Here is a 19,909-nt window from a genome sequence, read left to right on the forward strand (position 1 = left end):
ACCATGTTAATTCTACGCAAACAACGCGGTGTAGCGTCTATAGAGTTTGGCCTTGGTTTTATGGCGTTTTTCTTGATGATTATGCTCTGGGCTGAAATGGGCTACCTAGCTTACGTTTCCTCAGCTAATGACCTTGCAATTGCTGAAGCTTCACGCAGTGCTAAAACCACCAATATGGCTGCTAGTCGAGGCTCACAGCAAACCCAGTTTATGACTGAGTTCAAACGAATTATTCGTCAGCAAGCTGGTGTTCTTGGCAATATTATTGACCCTAACAAATACAAACTAACCGTACACTACTTTGCTTCGATTGATGAGTTAGGTCGTCACAATGGAGCGATTGATGACACCTGCTCGCAGAACGAAAGTCAAAGTGAAGCGGAGTGCGGAAATCCAACAGACAGTGCGCTTGCGATATATAGAGTCGAATATGACTACACGCCAATGCTCGCCTTCTTTATGCTAGGGAGCAGCAGCCTGACAAGAGAAATCGTTGTAATTCAGGAGTTCGAGCGTGATCAATTTAAAATCTAACCAACGTGGTGTGTTCTCTATCGAGTTTGCTTTGCTTGGGGTCGTATTCTCTACCATGTTGATCTTTACTGCTGACATTGTGGTTAAACTCTCGGTGCAAGGAAAGCTAGATAGATTGTCCTATTCCCTGGTCAATGTGATCAAAGAGCGTACTCAGTTCTATGGTAAAGACAATTACGATATCGATAACAAGATGGTGACCGATATTTATAAGATAGCCACTGGCTCAATGCAGAGAACCATGGGTAGTTATCAGGCCAGTAATGTGGGTGGCGAGTTTGAACTGCTGACTTTTGATCTTAACGGTAAGCCATCTACGACCCAAATCTCCAAAGGAACTGGGTGCTCATTGGGACAAACAATCTCACAGCAGGAAGACCTTTCCATGGTGACTTCATGGGGCCGCCGCGCAACCTTGTATCGCGTGACGCTATGTTACGAAACCGACAACTGGGCAGGGCCTTTGTTTGATGAAGAGTTTACCACTATACAATCATCTTCTTTGATGATGGGGCGTTAATCATGCACAGCTCTAGAAGAAAACAGAGTGGGCACGCTGCTCTGCTATTTGCTCTGTTCATTCCCGGAATGTGGGGATTTTTCACGCTCGCTATTGACGGTTCGCGTGCACTGCAAACCAAAGCTAGGTTAGGGGATGCCTCCGAAGTCGCCGCCTTGGCCTTAGCCGCGAGGAATAGCTCAAATCTTAGCGAAAACAAAAAATTAGCTGAAGATTACATTAGTACATATGTGACTGACTCGGATATCTCGATTACTAAGGTTGAAAGAAGTGAGTGTCACGTATCCGACAATCTCGATTGTGATGGTGCCAACCGATATTCACAGTATTCGCTAGAAGTGTCCATCAACCAAGATGCTTGGCTACCAACACAAGAATTTGTCGGTTTTGGTGACAACTATGATGTCGCGCATGCAGCGACGGCCCGCAAGTATCAAGGTGATAGTATCGATGTGTCGTTTGTTATGGATTACTCCGGCTCAATGAATGAAAGGTGGCAAGGTAAACCGAAATACAAACATGTTCGTGACATCATCAATTCTGTACTGAAAGAGTTAGAAAGTTATCAGGGCATACAAGAGATCAAAAACAAGGTTTCCTTAGTCCCTTATTCAGAGTTTACAGCGCGACCAAAAGACAACTTTTCTTGTGGCTGGGGGAAACCTAAGCCTATGAAGTTTGTTGATGAGCTCTACTACAAAAAAAAGAACGGTAAATACAAACTTGATGCACAGAAAACGGTTGATAGATGGCAGCAAAGCCGAGCGAATGACAAAAGTATGGTATGCGCCCATAACTTATATGATAGCTCTACTACTCGATATAAGAACGTTTCATTTACCGATAACTTCGACCTACTGAGATCTGAGATGAACCAATTTAGCCCAGGAGGAGCTACGGCTTCTTACCAAGGGATCATCAAATCGGCACAGTACTTTGGACAGTTATCCGATCCTAACCCGCGCCAGCTTATGGTTATTTTATCTGATGGTGATGATACTAACGGTGGAAATGGCCCTATGAGTAGCCGTGAACCTGTGCCAACCAAAGCCCTTATTAATCAGGGTCTGTGCGATGATATTCGCGCAGAGCTAAATAGCCGTAAAACATCGGACAATAGACCTGTGACATTCCAAATCGCTTTGATCGGATTTGACTATAAAGTAGGGAGAAACCCATTAACTCAATGTGTTGGCGAAGACAATGTCTATGACGCCGCTAACCCTGATGAACTCTTAGACATCATCCTTAACCTAATTTCAGAAGAAATCGGACACTTAAAATGATCTTTAAATTCAACAAGCTCTTTATTGTTTCGGCTCTCATTGCTAGCTCAACAGCCGTCGCCAATGACATTAACATTGCCTTTGAGCAAGTATGCGGAACTCAATCGGGAGCGACGTATATTCAGGTTGAGTCTGGTACGCCGATTTCTGTCATTCCGAATGCAGGAAATATGTATCAGGTACAAACTGAAGCAAAAGAGCTAGACACTCGCCACTTTGTCGATCGATTTGCTAGCCAGTTTGATCTTGAGCGAGAGTGTGCCGAGTATTTAGTCAGCAATGGTCAGATTGTTTCTGGTCAGTCTGGTGATCTGTTAGCGAGTGTTTATTTTGACTTTGACCGCACGAATCTAACGCCAGTGTCGAAGCAAATCCTTGACCGCATCATTGAAATGGCAGATTCACCAAGTAATGAGTTTGTATTGACTGGGCATACCGATAGCACAGGACCACAGGATTATAACTTTCAGTTGGGTTTAAAGCGTGCAGGCAGCGTACAGGCGTATTTGACAGAGCAAGGGCTAGATAACACTCAGATTGATTCAAAAGGTGAAACAGAGCCTAAGGCGAGCAATGCCACTTCACGAGGGCGCGAACAAAATCGCCGTGTTGAAGTTACGTTATAGGTAATAAATGAGGCGCTAAGGCGCCTCATTTAATGTTTGAAAGCCAGAATAAATACGGGTGAAAGTCGTAAACCAGCATGCAGCACCAAAGAGGAAAGCGATTACAGCGAAATGCTGCGGCAATAGGCAAAACAGTATAAAGCAGCCGATTGTCTCGGTTCCTTCGGTGAGCCCACTCATATAATAGAGTGACTTGTTTTTATAGACGGGGTTGTCGATACCGCGTTTTCCGGCCATCACTGCAAAAGCTAAAAAGCTTGTCCCCGTGCCAATAAAAGAAAAAATCAGAAACGCTCCGGCAATTGCGTTTTGTTCTGGGTTAGCAAGCACAAAGCCAAATGGGATCAGCGAGTAAAATAGGAAATCTAAGCTAATATCGAGAAAGCCACCCGCATCCGAAATCCCTTGAATACGTGCCAATGCTCCATCAAGCCCATCACATATCCGATTAAGGGCGATAAAGATCAAAGCCAAGGTGTACTGTTCTACTATCAAAGCAGGAAAGGCCAAACAACCTAAAGCAAAGCCAAACAGTGTTGTCTGGTTTGCGGTAACCCCGAGGCTATCCAATAGCTTGGCAGATTGAGCCAAAGGCCAACGAATAACCTTAATGCTAAAGCGATCAAGCATGATTTGTCTCCCATGGCCAAGTTATGCAGCGACTATCAGCAGGAACATCTTCGTCATCGTGAGTGACCATCAGCGCAGGTATATTAGCCTCCTTTAATTGGTCAACAACCCAAGTGCGAAATTGCTCACGCAGTTCTTTATCTAATTTGCTGTAGGGCTCGTCTAACAAAGCAACTTTAGGTTGTGCCAACAGCATACGAGTCAAAGCAATACGAGCACGTTGACCGCCGGAGATCTGATCAGGAAACGACTCAGCAAGTTTAGATAATGAAATGTTCTTGAGTGCTTGCAGCGCTTGTTCTTTTCTCTGAGCCCCTTTAATCGAATCAGGTAGTGCAAACGCTAAGTTTTCCCACACGGTTAAATGGGGAAACAGCAAGTCATCTTGAAATAGAATTCCTACCTGACGTTTGTGTGCTGGCAAGCTATCAAGGCGCTGATCGCTCAATGTTATAGAACCCGAGTAATCAAATTCTGATGACAAGTGACCAGCAATCGCATCAAGCAAGGTGGACTTACCGCAGCCACTTGGGCCCATTAATGTAACAATTTCTCCAGGCCCGACGGTTAGATTGAAATCAGAGAAAAGGGCGTCGCCATTAGTTTTATGGATGGCGAGGTTTTCGAGACAAAGACTCATTCGGTAGTAAACCTTTAATAGTCAAACGGCGATACTTTACATGCAGTCGGCTAAGTAGAATCGCAAAAGAGAAAAACAGTAGTGGCAAGATAGCTTGCCAAATAGCATAAATGGCTGTGACGCGACGGTCGAAGCCACTGGATAGCGCGACAGCTTCTGTCGTTATTGTGCTGATACGCCCTGCGCCCAACACCAGAGTAGGGAGATATTGAGCGAGACTCACGCTAATGCCAACAGCCCAAGCAAACGCGATGGCAGGCAGTAGCAATGGCAGTTTAACTTTCAACCAAGCCTGTAACGGAGATTTTCCTAAGCTCAAGGCAACGCGTGTAAGCCCGTCGTCAAAGCTGCGCCATGGTCCATCGAGTGATAGATAAACGAATGGGAAAGCGAAAAATACATGAGCCCAACAGACCCAAAACAAATACGCTTCGCTGTTTAAATACAGAGTGACGATCTGCATACCAAACAGAACTGACAGCTGCGGTATCAGCATAGGGATAGCAATGACGTACCCCGGTACCTGCCAACGATAACGAAGACGATATTCATGAGCGATCAGCGCCAACACCAAACTCACTGTCGCACAGACCAGCGCAATGACTAGACTCTGCTCTAACGTGCCTAGAATACCTTGCCATTCATACTGCCAAAATCGCAGACTAAATTTGGACGGCAGGAGGTCTGGAAAACGCCAGCGCTGGGCGAAACTCCAAATAATCAATAGCGGAATTATCGCTAAGGTCAAAGCTGCTACTGCAGAGAAAAGGCTTTTTCCCGGTAATTTGACGCCTTTTCTGCCTGAATATTGCCAAGCCTTAAAGCCTTTGGTTACCGTCCATTCGATCAAGCGAGCAAAACCAATCAATAGGGTTGCGATGGCGAATAAAACGACAGCACCCGCTGATGCTCGAGGAAGCAGTGATAAATCTGGGTCATTGAACCATTGCCAAACCAAGACGGCAAATGTTGGCGGATTGGTAGGGCCTACAATTAGGGCGACATCAACCACAGATAAGCTGTAAGCAATTACTGCAAGCATCGGAAAGCGGAGCTTGGCAAACCATTGAGGGAAAAGACATTTCCACCAAGTTTGAGCGGAGCTATAGCCCATGGCATGACTGACTTTTTCAGTCTGCTCGACATTTAACTGCTGAAGAATGGGGATACTCATTAGAAGTAAGAAAGGGACTTCTTTGAGCGCCAACATAACAATTAAGCCAAGCGCATAAGGGTCTTTGACTAATAGTGCCAAGTCGTCGACCGTTTGCCCGTTAGGGTCGTAACCAAACAATTCATGTAAGACGCGCGCGCCCATTCCCGTTGGTGCAAATAAGAAAGCGAAACCAATGGCGAAGGCAACGTGAGGCATGGCGAGTAGTGGAGATAAGCTCAATTCAATTTTGCGCCAAAATGGACTCTTCCATGAAGATTGCAAAATGGCAAAGGTGATCAAACAGGCAAGGTAGCTACTCACAATGGCACTATAAACGGTTAACCCGATTGACTGCCAAACACCAGCCCACCCAAAAACAGCAGAGAAGCCGTCAATGGAAAACTGATCTAAGCCAATCGGGGGGATATACCCAAGCGCAGAGACCAACACACCAAGCAAACCTGGTAGGGTAGGCACTATACAAACGACGATAATGACTAAATAAAGCGCTCTTAACATGTGCAAACTCTAGGTCAACAGCCCCTAATTCCCGTAACGTTTTAGCCACTCTTTTTCTAAAGCGGCTTGCCAGCTAGGATGAGGTTCAGCAATCGATTTAAATTGCTGAGTATTCTTTGCTGAACCAGTCAAGAATTGGCTACTTAGTACAGAAGGATCACCCCATACGTTTAAATCACCTTTACGTGACTGCGCTTCAGGGCTGAGTAGGAAATTAATCGCGACTTGAGCTCCAGCGCTTGCATTGGCATTCCAAGGAATAGCTAAGAAGTGAATGTTAGAAAGAGCACCAGCCTCCATTGCATAAGCCTTTGTTGAGTCTGCTAGGTTGCCACTTGCTTGTGCGGAAAATACAGCATTTGGATTGAATGTAATGGCAAGATCGATTTGGCCATCATCAAGCAACTGAACCGTCTCTGCCGTGCCCGCTGGGAACTGCTTGCCGCCACGCCATGCGACTTTATGAAACTCATCTAGGTACGACCAAAGAGGCTCAGTCACAATAGCAAAGTTCTGCTCAGAAACAGGTTGTTGCAGAGAAGCATCATTGTTTGTCAGTTCGATCAGTAGCGCTTTAACAAAGCTTGTACCGTGGAACTCTGGTGGGCGAGGGTAAGTAATACGGTTTGGGTAAGCTTTGGCATAGCTTTGTAGCTCGGCAAATGATTGCGGTGGATTATTCAAAGCTTTTTCATCATGAATAAAGACCAGCTGACCAACCCCCCACGGCGCTTCTAAGCCCTCTGTTGGTTCGGAGAAATCGACGTCGACCGGAAGCGACTTATCGACATATTGCCAACTAGGTAAACCCTCTACAAACGGACCAAATAGCAGCTGATTGTCTTTCATCGATTTGAAGTTTTCACCATTAATCCAAACCATGTCGACACTACCACCGCTGTTTTTTCCCGCGGCCTTTTCGGCAATCAAACGTGATGTTGTCTCAGCAATATCGGTGACTTTGACATGTTTTAACGTGACACCGTATTGGGACTGAAGCTCATTGCCAGCCCATTGAATATAGCGGTTAATTTCTTGGCTACCGCCCCAAGCATGAAAGTAGACGGTTTGCCCTTTCGCTTTTTCGACAACCTCTTGCCAAGTATCTGCTGCAACAGCAGAAAGTGAAAAAACAAGTGAAGAAAGAAGAGTGATCAGCCTTGTCATAATGTTCCCTGTTAGTTGAATAATTGTATCGGCCAATGGTAAAGACCGGAGTAATGCAATTATTCATTCATTATGACTGAAAAAAGGCTGTTTTATTAACTATTTGACGCAAATGTTGACGAGATGTTTGAAAAGTATCTGATAGAAACTAAAAAGCAGCCCAATGAGCTGCTTTTTTAATCGATATTCGGACGAAAAGAATTAGTTTTTCCAATCGTTCAGCTTAAATGTCAGCGTGTGGACATCGTTTTTCAGAACCATAGTATCTTGGGTTAGCGTCATGTCACTCCAATCAGACAGAGTTTGACCAAATGCCTGCTCTACATCCATTGCATCGCCAACACACATCTTCATCGTCATGCCCATTTTTTCGATGCGGAATTGATTGTCTTTTAGCTCAGCCTGACCAAAGAAGTTGTTACAGCCAGCATTGCCGTTAGCTGTCATTTTCTCACCAATTTCTAGGCGTGGTGGGTTTTGGCGGCTATCTGCAACAATCGCTTCACCATCAATGCTAACCAGTTCCCAGTTATGGTGTTGTAGATCTTGAGCTGTAATTTGTTTCACATCGTCTCCATTGCTTGCGCATGCTGTTACTACAAAAGGTAGTGTAATTGCTGCAAGTAGCGTTTTTGGACTAAGCTTCATAATAGATCAACTCCGATAAATAAGTAGTTAAGTCAGCGTAGTGACTTCGATGAGTGCAGTATAGTTAATTGCTAGGAGGATTTGTCAATATAAGGTCATAGTTTGGTGCGAATCACACATTGGAACTTATTGATAAACATACAATTACAATTCGCGTAGAGTAAAAATTGAGCATCGGATAATGTAGAGAGAGCATTTGGAGCAACTAGAGTTTTTTACCGTCCCGAGCCCTTGCGTTGGCATTTGTACAGTAGATGAAAAAGGCTACTGTAAGGGCTGTATGCGTAAACGAGAAGAACGTTTTAACTGGTTGAATATGACCCCCGCTCAGCAGTTACATGTGATTAAACTTTGTCGTCAACGCTACCTACGCAAGATACGAAAAGGGCAAGCATCTCCACCTGAAGAAATCCCGATTAATACACCGCAACAAAATCTTTTTTAAAATCAAATCTTTACATTAGCTGCCTATTGGGCTACATCTTAATTATCGTGTACTGTATTTTGAGGTGTAGTATGGATATACGAAATTATAGTGCGAACCCATGCGTGGGGTTGTGCGAATCAAACATCAATGGTGTTTGTATAGGCTGTGGCCGAACGCGAGAAGAACGCTATCTTTGGTATCAAATGTCTGAAATCGAACAAAGAGAGATTCTAGACCGATTGTCCAACGAACCTCTCTGTTTAAATCTGAAATCTAGCTAGATTACTTCAATCCCCAACGATCATTCACCCAACCACCGGCATGCTCATCAAAATGATTACCAGAGAATCGGTGGTTTACTTCGGTACTCTTTTCATTTTGAGGTTTCTCATCAAGTAAGTGCTGGATATAGCTTGCCATAGGATCACCACCTTTTAGCCGCTCTTGCCGAGTCGCTACCTCTTTAATCAATTGAAGACGGTATGAGTTGCTAGCACGTTTCATAGGGTGATCCTCCATGGTTATGACACTAATATGAAAAGTTAGAAGCCGATGTGACAACCGTCAATATGTATTGGTTATTATTTAACCTATATTTTCAGGGGTGAGCCAATTTTAGAAAAGGTATTATCAGCATTATTCCGCTATGGTGTTGATTAGCAAGGTGAGTGATGGTGTTAGAGTAATGACCGCACTGAAATAAAAAATTCATCAAATATTAAAATGAAAAAGCTCCAAAACTGGAGCTTTTGCTAATGAGCTATTGGCTCAAAATCAGTTGCCAAAATTGAAAATTGGGAAGCAAGGCAAAAAGCCATTCTCTGCACAATTAATGAGGCCGATTTGGACACCTTCAATCTTGGCTGTCTTGTTGAATATACCGACTTGGACGGTCGACTCGCTCGACATATTGACTGCGCCAACATCAACCATAGTGTCTCCTTCGGAGTAGTTCACAAAAGAAACGTTCGCTCCTCTTACATCATTGGTTACGTTAACGGCTCCTAGGTTGACACCTGTGGTTAAACCCTCATTCCAGTTAAATAGGCCAAGAGAAGCGCCGGTCATCTCTTGGTTAACTTTGGAAGCTCCCAAAAACAAGCCGAAGTTAACGCCTGTCGTGGTATTGGTTTCTGACATACCAACAATGGAAAAGTCGACCCCTTTCAACGAATCTACCTTGCCGTGAAGGGCGGCTAATCGAACACCGGATACTTGTGAGTTATCCGGTGCATTAAAGTCGTTAACCGATGAGAACATTACCGGAGAAGACGCGAATGTCACAGGCGACAAAAGCGCACTTGAGATAGCCACTGCTGTAAGTAATTTTTTCATATTAACTCCAAATAGAAGGTTATTTGTATGAGCATACATTGGGGCCACCAGACCCTAAAAACTCATGTTAACTATAGTTGTTATCTGTCAGAAGAGTGTTAGTTGTTGATTACAAAGCGCGATGCGCTCTTTTCGAATGGGTTTTAGTTACATAGCTTAGAATTATATCGTATGCAACCTTGTGCAATAAAAAGGTCTCTGTCTATATTTAAGATCTAACGTCAGAGGCAATCTAATAATGAAAAACTCACTAATTGTCATAGTAGATGACTCACCAGCCATCTTGTTGGTGATGAAAGGTATGATGTCAGAGCTAGGGTATGAGAATGTGATCACTTGTTCTAACCCGGCTTCAGCGCTCGCAAATATCAGACGTGCTCCCGATAAGTACAGTGCCGTGTTTACAGATTTAAACATGCCAGAAATAGATGGCATGACGCTTATCAAAGCGTTGGGAGAGATGGATTATCGGGGTGGGGTATGCATCATCTCTGAAATGGAAAACCGAGTAATAGAGCTGGCTGCCCATATTGCTCGTAAGCACAAGGTTAATTTGGTCGGTAACATAGCTAAGCCTGTTCATCTCAACGAGCTTCAACGAATGCTCAACAAGCTGCGTCAGCTTTCATTGCGTGAAACAAGGCATAATGAACCATTGCCTGCCGAGATGTTGAGTGACTACATCAAACGAGATCTAATAGAACCTTACTACCAGCCGAAGGTAAGTTTAGACAGTAAGAATGTCGAAGGTATTGAGGTTTTGGCTCGCATAGTAAAGCCAGGGCAAACCAATGCGATAGCACCAGGGCAGTTCATTCCTACTGCAATAGAGCATGGAATGTTAAATGAGCTAACACAACAGCTATTGGCTAAAGTTCTCGCTGATTTTCCCAAGTTGGTGAAAGAGTTTGGTGAAGGGGTGAAAATTAGCCTTAATCTTTCACCTTCACAGTTAACCACTGACGGTTACACGAGTGATTTCATTGAAGCGATTGATGCTCAGCAAGTCGACAAGCAAAATATTACGTTAGAGATTACCGAAGAGTTTGCATTGGAAGATACTGAACAGTTAGAGACGATTAATCGCTTACGAATGAGGGGATTTGGTTTATCTCTTGATGACTTTGGTACTGGGTTTACAAATTTAAACCAATTGCGAACACTACCCTTCACCGAGGTTAAAATCGATCGAACCTTGATTAACGATATTCATCAAGATCAATTCAATCAAGTAGTGGTCGATACCTTGGTTAATATTGCCGGCAAGATAGATGCTTCTCTGATAGCTGAAGGGTTGGAGGTGTATGAAGATCTAGAGTATTTAAGTAAATCCTACAAAGACATGAATGTTCAGGGATATTTGATTTGTAAACCCAAGCCATTGGACAGCCTATTGTATTGGCATCATAGCTGGCTTTATAACGTGCAATAAAAAAGCCTCGACAGTCGAGGCTTTGGTAAATACCGAAGTTGTGATAGGTCTATTTGTTTAAACTCATACAACGTAGATCAGTAATTAGCTCGTCAGCCATTAACTGACCGCGGCTATTTCGCATTTTAATTCGGTAGCTAATACCCACTTCAAGATTATTTTTTGTATCAGGTGTGGTGCAATAGGTTTGAATGCTTTGTCTCAAGACCTGTGCTGTCGGTTTAGCCCCTTTCGCGTCATCATTGTAAACCATCATAATCTCAATCGTGCTTGCTTTCGCGTTAGCACGCATAATGGATAGTGGCCCTGATTCAAGCGGAAGTTCTGCAGAAAGTAGGTTTGCTCTATTTTGTGCTAGCAATTCGAGCTGCTTCTGTTTCTCCGACGAAGTAGATGAACAGCCAGCAACGATGATAACTAGCCCGATGATAGAAAAAGACTTGAGTGAACTAAGCATCGTTAAAATACTTTTTTAAATGGTTTAACGATCACCTTTTCGTAAACACCCGCTTCAATATACGGATCAGCGTCTGCCCAATCTTGAGCTTGCTGTAGCGAATCAAACTCTGCAATGACAGTTGAACCAGTAAAGCCAGCTTCACCAGGGTTATCAGAGTCAATGGCAGGCATAGGTCCTGCTGTGAGTAAACGGCCTTCATCTTGCAGCGCTTGTAAACGCTCTAGGTGAGCTGGTCGGACGCTAAGGCGCTTTTCCAAAGAGTTCTCTACATCTTGTGAGAAGATGACATACCACATGATCTGATATCCTTATATGAATAGAGTAAATTCAGACGTTTACTCTACCCTAAATGGCGCAATTTAAAAGAGTTACCGCGATATAATTTAACGCCAATTAAGACTGCTCAACTGGGCGTGGTTTCCCTTCAGCATCAATGGCGACGTAATTGAATGTCGCGTCGCAGACCATGAAGCGATCTTCTAAGCCGTGCTCTTTAACGGGTTTAACCCATACCTCTAGATCGATGCTCATTGAAGTGCGGCCGATTTTGGTACATTCACCGTAACAGCAAACAACATCACCGACACGTACGGGTTTCTTAAACGTAATACTTGAGACCGAGACAGTAACGATTCTACCCGATGAGATTTCTTTGGCGAGGATTCCGCCTGCAAGGTCAAGTTGTGACATGATCCAACCACCAAAAATATCGCCATTGGCGTTAGTATCTGCTGGCATAGCGAGGGTTCTAAGAAGTAGTTGCCCTTTGGGTGCAGTGTTTTCTGTGCTCATTGTGACATCCAATACAAACGAAACAGCGACCAATGTGGTCGCTGCAAAAATAGGATTGTAACAAATCTATCAACTTATCCGCCAGAGTTTGCGTTCTGTTCCTCTTTTGGCATGTGCTTATAGATGTAGATGCCAGTAAGTAGAGTGAAACCAAATGTGGCCGCCAATAAGCCAAATACCTTGAAATTTACCCATACGTCTAGCGGCAGCTCAAAAGCAACATAGACGTTGAGTCCCGCGCAGATTGAAAAGAAAGTAACCCATGCCCAAGTGACTTTTGCCCACACAGGATCTGGTAGCGTAATCTCTTTTCCGAGCATTGCTTTGATCGCTGACTTGCCAATCGCATGGCTCACTGCCAATCCAATAGCAAAAATCAGGTAAACAATGGTGACTTTCCATTTAATAAAGTTGTCATCGTGAAGAAAAATGGTCATGCCGCCAAAAATAGCTACCATCAAAAAGGTGATGACTTGCATTTTTTCGACTTTCTTATAGATCAAGTAAGTCACGATAATTTGAATGGCCGTTGCGACAATCAGAGCACCTGTCGCAACGTAGATATCCTGCAATTTATATAAAGCGAAGAAAATAATTAATGGAATAAAATCGAGCAGTTGTTTCATTGAAATATTCTGAATCAGTCTAGTTGGCTTCAGTCTAACTAAAACAACGCCAATCACAAAGTTCTTCGTCGCTAAGGCGTAAAACACTTAGTCATTAGAGTGACGATCTAACGCTGGAGTTGTCGCTTATAGTCTTCTAAATAACCTTCACTGCGCAAACTATCAACAGCGAACTGCAACTCTTCATCACTCATAGAGAAGCAACTTGATTTGCCAGTCATACCATTCAAGTATTCGTGATATTCCATCTCAGTGAAGTGACCAATACGATCTACGAGCAGACTCTTAATGCCTTGATGAATAAGTCGATAATATGTGTGACGTTGAACTTCCATAACGTTCCCCTTACATCGAGCAAAGCGGGACGATGCCGCTTTTTTGTTACCATGCGGAAATCAAGCATATTCGATGCCAGTGAAATTGGCGTTGTAGATGTGCCTTTCTAGGTTGTTAAAAATACTTAATAATTTTTGATTTGAGAGTAGATTTGAGCTGCTCTTGCTGTTATCAACTAGCAAACTGCGAGTCAATTTAGGAAAAGGGTTGCCAATCTATTGACTGGCAATGGCTCTGTTGGTTTGGCTAATCAAATCAGTTCAGTGCGACGTCCAAAGGGCTCATTAGTTGGTTTTCTTGCTTCGGGTTTCGCACAAGTAAAGTATCGAGTGAACGGTTGGTGGGCGGAAAAGCCAGCTTGAACTCCGTGTAGCTACCTACTTTTGACTGGCAACTGATTGAACCACCGAAAGAAGCCATAACGCGTTGACAATAGCCTAAGCCCAAGCCACTGCCTCCGCTCTTATTGTGACTGAAAAAGTCATCAAATATTTGTCCAATTAGGTTCTCCGGTATTCCCGGACCTGTATCTCGAAAGAGAACACAATTCTCACCGTGGCCTTTTTTCAGTTGAATTGAAATCCTGCTTTTAGGGTAGGAATCGAAATAGTAAGTAGCATTGCGCACTAGATTAAACAGAACAAAGCTAAACAAAGTATCATTAATCTCTACAACGAAATCATGCTCGAAATCTAAATGGATCCTGTCGCGCATAGCTTCATCATCAAATCCGTACTGGTCAATTGAAGACCAAATTACAGCTGAGATGAGAGAGGGAACAACGGGTTCCTGATCAAGTGAAGCTTCGTCTAGTTCTCGCACTATGATATCAATTAATTGATGACTCCGAGTGATGGCCTTGGTTCCTTTGTCTACATGAGACTTCAGCAGCTCCGTTGTGTAGGTATGTTTGATCGCTTGATCAATAAGCTCAAATTCTAGTTGAAGTTGTGCGAAAGGGTTACGCATTTCGTGTGCAATTGAACTTGCTAAAGCTTGTGATTGGCGTACCTCACGTTCGTAATTTATATGTACTTGAACTTTATTTAATACCCGCTCAAGTGCAGAGAGTTCTTCATACGAAAAGTGAAGCCCTTCAGATTTGGAGCTTGAAACCAAAACGTGCGATAGCTTATTTGTACTTGCGTAGAGAGGGATGACTAAAGCAGATTGGGATTGACTCATATTGCTATGAATGAGGCTAAGCGCATTGTCATTGGAGTTGAGTAATTCTTCTTCCACTTCTTCAATTACCAATGAGGTACCATGGCTTTCAAAGTAGCTTCGATACAAGTTTACATCTCGATAGTCGTCTAACAAGCGAAGTTTATCTTGTGGTACCCCCAAATAGTTTGCCAAGCTCTCCATAGCGCGCGTTGGGGAGGATTGAAACTCATCTTCTAGCCTAGATATTTTTTCGACTGGGTGAATTGGATCTCCATATATCATCATACTGAAAACGCGTTGGACAAGCCTATAAAGTTTGTTCCAAGTCATTCCAATGATCAGGGTTAGGAGTAAAACATCGGCTAGTCCAATCAGTGTAGCAGGAACGAAAGCTGAGACAGCAGCTACATATATAAAGGCGGTAGAAGCCACGCTGACGAATATAAAACATAAGTATCTTGGACTGAAAAAGCGAGATGTAAGCAGGGCATATCCCATTAACAGCATTTCACTTAGAGACAATGTTGGGGGAAGCCAAGTTAGTGAGAAATTGTCAAAAAAGAAAGTCATACCAACCTGAATAACAGCGGTAGAACTCATGAATATGGCGATACCCATGATCATGTAGTTGGTCCGTGTTTTTCGTATTCGATTACTACTCTTTTTTAGTGAGAGAAGATTGAAGAAAGTTAATAACACTAAGGTGGTGAAGCCGAGAAAGAAATATTTGGTATAAGGGCCAAATTTCAATTGGAAATCACTTGGCCCCATGATCTCGATGCCCTGAATGGTTCCCCCGGGCATTAGGTTGCTGATAAAACCAAATAAGGTAATGTTAGCGACTAGGATATCTTGCCATAAAGCGACGCTTTTATTGGTATAGTGCTTATGCAATTTAGAGATAAAACAATAGGCCGAGACAAAAGCGAGCAGTGTCGCTAGGTTCGCTAAAATCGCCATGTTAATGGCAACACTATCCCCAAATCTTACCAGTAGATCTGTATGGAAATAGCTGTTACTTAGAGTCCAAAAGAAAACGCCTATCGTATAACAAATATAATAAGCGTATTGCTTTAAACTGAGCGTCCCATAACGTTTCGCCAGAGCTGTACAAAAATAGCCCGCCCAAACAAGGACAAGTAAAGAGGTCGAGAGTAATACGACCGCTTTGGGATACATCATTTGATGCAATAGATAACTGAACATGTTGTTCTGCTTTACCGGTATTTGACGTTGTTAAAACTGATCCGATATTTTTTGTTTGTATGATGGGGCCTAGTGAGAGTACTACTGGGAAGTCTAAGGTTTATCGTTTTATGGAGGACTCGCAGCAACTCACGGCCAAAGTTGGATCAGAGTTTGGAGATCCTGTTTACCTTAAGTAGAATTTTGTGCAATTTATTTCTTATGATCACCTGAGGGATATCCCACTTTTTCGGAATGAATTGTCTGTTCTATGATGGAAGGCAAAATATTGGCCGTACTTATTGATATATTTGGTGGGGAGAAAAAAGTATTTTATTTCATATGGTTATAAGGCTAGGGCGGTGAGTGATACCGCCCTAACTTAGTGAGATGCGATTTAATGGATACTCATGAGTAAGGCCGATTTCAACATTTGATCAAGCGCTTCCTTAGTTGTTGGTTTTGACAGTCGCCCATCCATCAGTTCACTGATCATAGTGAGTTCACGTTCTCCGGATTCTCCTGAAAGAGCAATAATTGGGATTGTCGGGAAGGAGCGCTTAATGATACTCGCCGCTTCAAAACCATTCATGACGGGCATCTGAATATCCATAAATACGAGGTCTATTGGGTTGCTTTGAATAATCTCAATCGCCACCTTTCCGTTGTTGGCCAATACGACTCCGTAACCTAGCTGCTCTAGGTAGAGTTTAACTAATGTGCGTTGAATCTCTTTATCATCGACAACCAAGATCATGTGCGAAGGATTGACCGCAAAGGTAAGTTCGCCATTTGACACAGCAATAGGGGAACTGGAAGTTTCAACCTCTTTTTTAGGCATCGGTTTAGGTTTGTTGATATGAGTAACTGCCGCATTGGTGGCGGGGAACGTGAGTTTAAACTCAGTAAACCTTCCAACCTCTGAATGACAGCTGATAGAACCTCCAAATGAAGCCATAACACGTTGACAGTAACCTAGACCTAAGCCACTCCCACCGCTTTTGTTGTGGCTAAAGAAGTCATCAAAAATACGAGTCAAAAGCTCAGCAGGAATACCTGGACCAGTATCTCGGAACAATACGTAGTTTTCGTATTGGCCACGTTCGGTTCGAATTTCAATCTGACTACTTGGGTAAGAATCAAAGTAATAAATGGAATTGCGCAACAGGTTGAACAGTACGAAGTTGAACAATGTATCGTTAATCTTTGCTATAAAATCTTCATCTAAGTTTAAAACAATACGGTTGAGCTCGTTGTCATTGTCAAAACCATATTGGTTTATGGCGCTGTTAATTGCTCCGTGAATAAAAGTAGCTTCAGAAGGTTCTTGATCAAGTGATGAACTATTTACTTCACGAAGAATGATATCGATGAGCTGTCTACCTCGTTTGATTGCCTGTTTTCCTTTATCTACATGCTGTAGAAGTGCAGTTGAATCTATCGGTGATAAAAGCTTTTGATTGAGAGACTCAAATTCAAATTGCACTTGCGCAAGCGGATTTCTCATCTCGTGAGCAATCGAATTGGCAAGCGCTTGAGATTGACGTACTTTTTGCTCGTAATTGATATGCACTTGAACTTTTTGCAACACGCGTTCCAAGGCTTTGAGCTCTTCAAAAGAAAAATCCACATCTCCCTGCTTATGGCTAGAAACCAACACATGAGAGAGCTTATTTTTACCCTCGTAAATGGGTAAAACCAACGCGGATTCCATTTGGTTCATGCTGCTATGAATCGTTGAGAGCTCTTTATCGCGGTTTTTCTCAATCGCATCTTCGATCTCATCAATCACCAAAGGCGTTGTGTGGTTCTCAAAGTAAGAACGATACATATTGGCACCTTGATAGTCGTCAAGGAGTTTCAGTTTGTCGCTTGGGACTCCAAGGTAGGTAGCTAAGGATTCAATGGCTTTGCTTGGAGACTTTTGAAACTCATCTTCCAACTGGGCAATTTTCTCGGTCGGCGAAACAGGCGTTCCATACAGGGCGTAAGTTAGACAAGTTCTAACCAAACGCGATGTATAAGGCCAAGTAAGACCAATTGCCATTATCGCGATAATACCGGTCGCAGTACTTGCATAACTCAATGGTTTAAATAAGGCAACAATAAATGTGTATGTTGCGGCGGTTAGGAGTAATGAACACCCAACCAAGCATAGATAGCGGAAACTATAAAAGCGAGAAGCCAGAATTGCATATCCCATGAATAACATTTCGCTAATCGAAAGTGCTGGCGGCAGCCATGTCAGGGAGAAGTTATTGAAGAAGTAGGTAAAACCTAACTGGATGACAGCAGTGGAGGCCATAAATATGGTCATTCCAAGTATCATATAGTTGATTCTTGTGCGCCGTATACGACTACTGCTGCGCTTGATGGAAAGGAGGTTTATAAAAGTAAGAGCAAATATTAGCGTTAAGCCAATAAAGAAAGGCCTCGTATATTCTCCAAACTCAAGCATGAATTGACTTGGCCCTTCAATTATCACACTTTTGATAGTTAGATCGGGTACGACGTTAACAATAGCACAGAAAGCCATGGTTAAGCCTGCTAGTAAAAGTTGCCAATAGCTTGGGCGAATACCTGTATAGTGTTTTTTCAACTTGGCGGAGAAATAGTAAGCAGAGCTAAATGCCAGAAGCGCAGATAGGTTAGCAATGACTGCCATCATGGTACCAGCGGAAGGACCCCATTCGACTAGCCACCCGCTATGGAAATAGGCGTTGCTCAATATCCATATGAATAGTCCAAGCGTGTAGGTTACATAATAGATATATTGTTTTAAGCTACCAACACCGTGCTTTTTGGCAAGAGTAGAACAGAAGTACCCAGCCCACACAAAAACAAGCAAAGCAGTTAGAATCAGGGCGACTGCTTTTGGGTAAAGTAGCTGCTGTGTAATGTAACTAAGCATATTGTAGCTCTTGTCCTTGGTGTCTATGCTGCTTCAATTGTGTAATGGTGCTAACTTTATATTTTCGGTAACTGCACTCAGATAGCGCCTGGCTTAGTGGCTTAATAAACCAAAGGCCTTTATAGGTTGCGAAGCCTGAATCAGATACATGACAATAACTCATTTTGAGATAGGCACCGTTAGTTAGGCTTTGGTAGTATTGGATCATTAGTGGTTGTTCTATGACCACGAACGCGACTTCAAATCGGTGTCTTTCCAATTGAGCCATAAGCCTTTTTTGTGACAAGTAAAGGAAGAAAATCTTCTGATTCTGACTTCCACTGACTGTTAGCCTAACAACTTCGCAACACTTCTCTTGAGCACTTATATTTTGCCAAAGTGCGTTCTCAAAATTTGCAGATGAAGTATCACTGATCTCAATATCTGAACACAAGAGATCTAGATTCACTAACCGCTCTTGCATCTCAACTTGGTTTAGCAACTTCCAGCAAGAGGTTTGGAAAAATGGTGAAAAGTAGAGCCAGTTTTCAATATTGCGATGATGGTTTATTTTCGCACTAGAAACAATGATAGGAAAGGACAAATTTGGAGCAAGTTGCGCAAGTATGAAGTGGGTTCCTTGGGATGAAACGTCAATCTCATAGAGCATCTCGAACCATTGCTGTTCCCAAACAAAAGTAGCTAGGTTGATGAGCATTATTGCGTCTGGCAATTCCATTGCGTAATGACTGTGAAGTGTATAATAGAGTTCAGTGTGGTTCTCTATATCCTCTATAACGTTATCAGCAAAATCTTCTTCAGTTTGGGAGAACTTAGGAAGTGATTGTAACTGTAGACTACTGGCTTGATTACGGTATTTCTTTGTAATCTTCCATACGTTGAAAGCGCACCAAGCTTGAGCCCAATCATTAAACAAGGTTAGAGCTTTCCGCTCTAAATCATGCCACTGCGGTGGTTCATTTTTTAAAGGGTAGTTGACATTAGTAAAGTAGTTGGGGGACTGCAGTTTAGTCGCAATGTTTTTATAGTCGAGTGAGCGATCTTGCTCGCAGATTTGCGCTAGTCGCTCATTAAGTATGTGTTTAAAAAAGTGGTTACTGTCAACTCCAAAAAGAGTTTCTATCTGTTCGAATAGCGCACATGCGTGCTGATCCCCCCCTAGTTCCAATAGGGAAGATTGATTAAAAATAGCCATAGACGTTGATGTTGTAATATTGTTATTTTGAACAATTAGTATTCATACGGATGCTTAGCTGTGCAATCGAATTAGTATGTTTATGCTAATCGAACCAGTATTAATATTAATATTAGTGATGTAGAGCACGGAATGAGTATGCTCGCTCTCCCAACCTAGGAAACTTCAATACTGTTAACAGAGAGATGAAGTCTCTGTTAAAAGGGCATTCTATTTTCTTACTAAGAATGTTTTAGTACCTTTATCAATGCCTTACCTCTATACTTACACCTATTTGAGATAATTATCTGACAATCTTGTTAGTAGCAGTCTAATCT

Annotated in this window: 22 protein-coding genes; 7 read left to right on the forward strand and 15 right to left on the reverse strand. The window is 42.7% G+C overall.

Going from position 1 to position 19,909, the window contains the following annotated elements; all coding sequences use genetic code 11:
- Nucleotides 1-3 precede the first annotated feature (3 nt).
- The 4 genes from AC6R16_RS12250 to AC6R16_RS12265 are packed head-to-tail and all read left to right on the forward strand — an operon-like array spanning nucleotide 4 to nucleotide 2,966.
- Entirely contained in the window at nucleotides 4-534 is a 531-nt protein-coding gene (locus AC6R16_RS12250; protein WP_500674520.1) for a TadE/TadG family type IV pilus assembly protein, read from the forward strand.
- A complete protein-coding gene (gene tadF, locus AC6R16_RS12255; protein WP_500674521.1) occupies nucleotides 515-1,054 on the forward strand; it encodes a tight adherence pilus pseudopilin TadF in 540 nt (179 codons plus the stop codon). The genes AC6R16_RS12250 and tadF overlap by 20 nt, the downstream gene beginning before the upstream one ends.
- 2 nt (nucleotides 1,055-1,056) lie before the next feature.
- Entirely contained in the window at nucleotides 1,057-2,340 is a 1,284-nt protein-coding gene (locus AC6R16_RS12260) for a pilus assembly protein TadG-related protein (RefSeq protein WP_500674522.1), read from the forward strand.
- Nucleotides 2,337-2,966, forward strand: a complete 630-nt coding sequence (locus AC6R16_RS12265) for an OmpA family protein (RefSeq protein WP_500674523.1) — start codon at nucleotides 2,337-2,339, stop codon at nucleotides 2,964-2,966. The genes AC6R16_RS12260 and AC6R16_RS12265 overlap by 4 nt, the downstream gene beginning before the upstream one ends.
- 15 nt (nucleotides 2,967-2,981) lie before the next feature.
- Here AC6R16_RS12265 and AC6R16_RS12270 read toward each other — a convergent pair whose 3' ends face one another.
- The 5 genes from AC6R16_RS12270 to AC6R16_RS12290 all read right to left on the reverse strand — a co-directional run bounded on the left by AC6R16_RS12270 (nucleotide 2,982) and on the right by AC6R16_RS12290 (nucleotide 7,726).
- A complete protein-coding gene (locus AC6R16_RS12270; RefSeq protein WP_500674524.1) occupies nucleotides 2,982-3,596 on the reverse strand; it encodes a CDP-alcohol phosphatidyltransferase family protein in 615 nt (204 codons plus the stop codon).
- Complete coding sequence (locus AC6R16_RS12275; RefSeq protein WP_500674525.1) at nucleotides 3,589-4,236, reverse strand: ATP-binding cassette domain-containing protein; 648 nt, start codon at nucleotides 4,234-4,236, stop codon at nucleotides 3,589-3,591. Before AC6R16_RS12275 ends, AC6R16_RS12270 begins: the two co-directional genes overlap by 8 nt.
- Nucleotides 4,202-5,911: an ABC transporter permease gene (locus AC6R16_RS12280; protein ID WP_500674526.1), complete on the reverse strand. Its 1,710-nt coding sequence runs from the start codon at nucleotides 5,909-5,911 to the stop codon at nucleotides 4,202-4,204. Before AC6R16_RS12280 ends, AC6R16_RS12275 begins: the two co-directional genes overlap by 35 nt.
- Before the next feature lie 24 nt (nucleotides 5,912-5,935).
- On the reverse strand, nucleotides 5,936-7,078 hold the full coding sequence (locus tag AC6R16_RS12285) for an ABC transporter substrate-binding protein (RefSeq protein ID WP_500674527.1): 1,143 nt from the start codon (nucleotides 7,076-7,078) through the stop codon (nucleotides 5,936-5,938).
- Between the two features lie 201 nt (nucleotides 7,079-7,279).
- Nucleotides 7,280-7,726 carry an META domain-containing protein gene (locus AC6R16_RS12290; protein ID WP_500674528.1) on the reverse strand — a complete coding sequence of 149 codons (447 nt, stop codon included), beginning with the start codon at nucleotides 7,724-7,726 and terminating at the stop codon, nucleotides 7,280-7,282.
- A gap of 196 nt (nucleotides 7,727-7,922) precedes the next feature.
- Here AC6R16_RS12290 and AC6R16_RS12295 point away from each other — a divergent pair, with 196 nt between their 5' ends.
- On the forward strand, nucleotides 7,923-8,171 hold the full coding sequence (locus AC6R16_RS12295; protein WP_500639067.1) for a DUF1289 domain-containing protein: 249 nt from the start codon (nucleotides 7,923-7,925) through the stop codon (nucleotides 8,169-8,171).
- Between the two features lie 71 nt (nucleotides 8,172-8,242).
- The gene (locus AC6R16_RS12300; protein WP_500639066.1) at nucleotides 8,243-8,434 is read left to right on the forward strand and encodes a DUF1289 domain-containing protein; all 192 of its coding nucleotides are present in this window, start codon (nucleotides 8,243-8,245) and stop codon (nucleotides 8,432-8,434) included.
- Nucleotide 8,435: 1 nt separating this feature from the next.
- Here the strand turns inward: AC6R16_RS12300 and AC6R16_RS12305 are convergent, their stop codons facing one another.
- Both AC6R16_RS12305 and AC6R16_RS12310 read right to left on the reverse strand, forming a co-directional pair.
- Nucleotides 8,436-8,657: a hypothetical protein gene (locus tag AC6R16_RS12305; protein ID WP_500639065.1), complete on the reverse strand. Its 222-nt coding sequence runs from the start codon at nucleotides 8,655-8,657 to the stop codon at nucleotides 8,436-8,438.
- Nucleotides 8,658-8,927: 270 nt separating this feature from the next.
- Nucleotides 8,928-9,488, reverse strand: coding sequence for a VC2662 family protein (locus tag AC6R16_RS12310; RefSeq protein WP_500639064.1), 561 nt, complete (start codon nucleotides 9,486-9,488; stop codon nucleotides 8,928-8,930).
- Between the two features lie 238 nt (nucleotides 9,489-9,726).
- On the opposite strand from AC6R16_RS12310, the gene AC6R16_RS12315 reads away from it, so the two are divergent.
- The gene (locus tag AC6R16_RS12315) at nucleotides 9,727-10,920 is read left to right on the forward strand and encodes an EAL domain-containing response regulator (RefSeq protein WP_500674529.1); all 1,194 of its coding nucleotides are present in this window, start codon (nucleotides 9,727-9,729) and stop codon (nucleotides 10,918-10,920) included.
- A 49-nt stretch (nucleotides 10,921-10,969) separates the two neighbouring features.
- Here the strand turns inward: AC6R16_RS12315 and AC6R16_RS12320 are convergent, their stop codons facing one another.
- The 8 genes from AC6R16_RS12320 to AC6R16_RS12355 all read right to left on the reverse strand — a co-directional run bounded on the left by AC6R16_RS12320 (nucleotide 10,970) and on the right by AC6R16_RS12355 (nucleotide 19,592).
- A complete protein-coding gene (locus AC6R16_RS12320) occupies nucleotides 10,970-11,377 on the reverse strand; it encodes a GspS/AspS pilotin family protein (RefSeq protein ID WP_500674530.1) in 408 nt (135 codons plus the stop codon).
- Nucleotides 11,378-11,379: 2 nt separating this feature from the next.
- A complete protein-coding gene (locus AC6R16_RS12325; protein ID WP_500639061.1) occupies nucleotides 11,380-11,676 on the reverse strand; it encodes a YciI family protein in 297 nt (98 codons plus the stop codon).
- A 97-nt stretch (nucleotides 11,677-11,773) separates the two neighbouring features.
- Nucleotides 11,774-12,172 (reverse strand): acyl-CoA thioester hydrolase YciA, encoded by a 399-nt coding sequence (yciA, locus tag AC6R16_RS12330; protein ID WP_500639060.1) that lies wholly within the window; start codon nucleotides 12,170-12,172, stop codon nucleotides 11,774-11,776.
- A gap of 74 nt (nucleotides 12,173-12,246) precedes the next feature.
- Nucleotides 12,247-12,798, reverse strand: coding sequence for a septation protein A (locus AC6R16_RS12335; protein WP_500639059.1), 552 nt, complete (start codon nucleotides 12,796-12,798; stop codon nucleotides 12,247-12,249).
- Between the two features lie 107 nt (nucleotides 12,799-12,905).
- Nucleotides 12,906-13,133, reverse strand: coding sequence for a hypothetical protein (locus AC6R16_RS12340; protein ID WP_004746695.1), 228 nt, complete (start codon nucleotides 13,131-13,133; stop codon nucleotides 12,906-12,908).
- 256 nt (nucleotides 13,134-13,389) lie between these two features.
- A complete protein-coding gene (locus AC6R16_RS12345) occupies nucleotides 13,390-15,507 on the reverse strand; it encodes a sensor histidine kinase (protein ID WP_500674531.1) in 2,118 nt (705 codons plus the stop codon).
- A gap of 376 nt (nucleotides 15,508-15,883) precedes the next feature.
- On the reverse strand, nucleotides 15,884-18,397 hold the full coding sequence (locus AC6R16_RS12350; protein WP_500674532.1) for a hybrid sensor histidine kinase/response regulator: 2,514 nt from the start codon (nucleotides 18,395-18,397) through the stop codon (nucleotides 15,884-15,886).
- A complete protein-coding gene (locus tag AC6R16_RS12355) occupies nucleotides 18,390-19,592 on the reverse strand; it encodes an acyl-homoserine-lactone synthase (RefSeq protein ID WP_500674533.1) in 1,203 nt (400 codons plus the stop codon). The genes AC6R16_RS12350 and AC6R16_RS12355 overlap by 8 nt, the downstream gene beginning before the upstream one ends.
- Between the last annotated feature and the right edge of the window lie 317 nt (nucleotides 19,593-19,909).

The sequence above is a fragment of the Vibrio sp. R10-SG3-ISO10 genome (genome assembly GCF_059834185.1).